Raw genomic sequence first — 1,654 nt, 5'->3', positions numbered from 1 at the left:
CATACATACGGTAAGGCGACGCTGACGTGGTTTGAAGAGATTTTCGAAGAGTATAAATACCTACTCTATTTTCTATTATAATCTCTTACTGGCCTTTTGTCTGTAAGCAACTGACCACTCGATAAAACAAAGAGAGCCTATCGCTCTCTCTGCTTGCATTTCACTCTCTATAGAATGAAAATTATTTAGCTGCTTTTGAAAATGTTACAACGTAGTTATAATCTTTCCCATTAGCTTGATAGACATAGTCCTCTTTTAAAGTATAGCCACGTTTGCCCAACTCTTCTTTCTTAGCATCAACTTGGTTCTTGACTGCCACTTTTACTTCATCATCTGTTGAACCTTCCGCGATTTCAAGAGGAGTTCCATTGATATCTCCTAGAAAACCTGCAATATCTTTCATTTTATCAAAGTTATAAAAAACATTGACTTTGACCTTTTGAGGAGCTGGTGTTACAACTTCTTCAGCTTCTACTGTTGTTCCTGCGTCTTTTGGAGCTAGTGTTTCTTCTGTTCCTACTTCTACAGATGGTTGTGTGTCTGTTGACTCACTTTCAGAGGTAACTGATGCTTCTTTTGACTCTGACGATTCTTCTGATGTGGCATTTGTTGTTCCATCTTGTGTCTCAGAATTATTTTCTTGTGAATTTACTAAGTTAGAATCAGACGAAGTCGCTTCTCCAGTTTCTTCTGTGGTGGTCAATACTTTTTCTGAGTCTGATGATGGAGCTACAGATGTTTTTCCTGTTTCTGCCATATCTGTAGCTGATGTGTTTTCAGCTGGTTCTACTTGGCTTTTCTCTGTGCTTTCCGTAGATTCTACAGTCTTTGCTTCCTCTGTTGCTCCGTTACCGTGCGATGTTACATCTCTTGTTTCTGAAGACGCTTCCTGTGAATTAACCTCTTTACTGTTTGTCTCTTCTATCAGATGTGTTTTCGACAATATCAGCTTTTGTTTTAAATGAGGAAAGTTGAGATTCTGTCACCTCTGCTTCTTGAATTGCTGGCCCATACTGTCCAACTAAAGCCTCCGAGTCGACCTTATCTCCTAAAATTTGTGCAACAGTAATCCAGTGATGTTCATGACGAGGGTTATTAAATGCACCAAGACCTGTATAAGTATATAGAGGATTTATCAATGATTTATAATGACCAGTTTGACCTGCAACTGTCTCACCCTTTGATTTTTTAATATAATCGGCTTTTTCTGAGTACCATTGCTTAATCGCCTCTGCAAATCCTTTATAATTCCACGCCAAGTTTTCTCCAAATGTTCTAGTACCAGTCGGAAAAGCTGTCCAAATATTTTTGTCAGAGAGACGAGCATGGGCATTCGTAATAGAAGACTCAGCAGCTCTCATAAGAGCCGTTTTTTCCAGTTGTGTTGACCACTTAATCGGAACATACTTATCTACTAATTTCTCCTCAAAAGCCTCTTTACGAATCTTATTAAGAGAATCTAAGATAGCTTGTTGATCTGGTGTTAAAAATTCTCCTTTGATTCCCACCAAAACATTGCCAGCAGATGCTTGACTCACTTCCGATTTAAATACAGTCTGCACCTCCTTTTGTGGTACAGCCGGTGCTTCCCCTTTCGGTGTTACTGGATCTTCCGTGGTTGGTCTTGTAGCTACCGGTGCTTCTGATTTTGGTT

Annotated in this window: 2 protein-coding genes; both read right to left on the bottom strand. The window is 39.4% G+C overall.

Annotation, left to right across the window (positions count from 1 at the left end; translation table 11 throughout):
- Nucleotides 1-181: 181 nt before the first annotated feature.
- The gene (locus HT671_RS08950) at nt 182-943 is read right to left on the bottom strand and encodes a hypothetical protein (protein WP_007284985.1); all 762 of its coding nucleotides are present in this window, start codon (nt 941-943) and stop codon (nt 182-184) included.
- The coding region (locus tag HT671_RS08945; protein ID WP_172923134.1) for a CAP domain-containing protein at nt 906-1,654 on the bottom strand (749 nt) is incomplete at its 5' end. The genes HT671_RS08945 and HT671_RS08950, both read right to left, overlap by 38 nt.

It is taken from the genome of Streptococcus sp. 2741 (assembly GCF_013276315.1).
Lineage (GTDB): Bacteria > Bacillota > Bacilli > Lactobacillales > Streptococcaceae > Streptococcus > Streptococcus pseudopneumoniae.
This window is presented reverse-complemented; position numbering and strand designations above follow the sequence as displayed.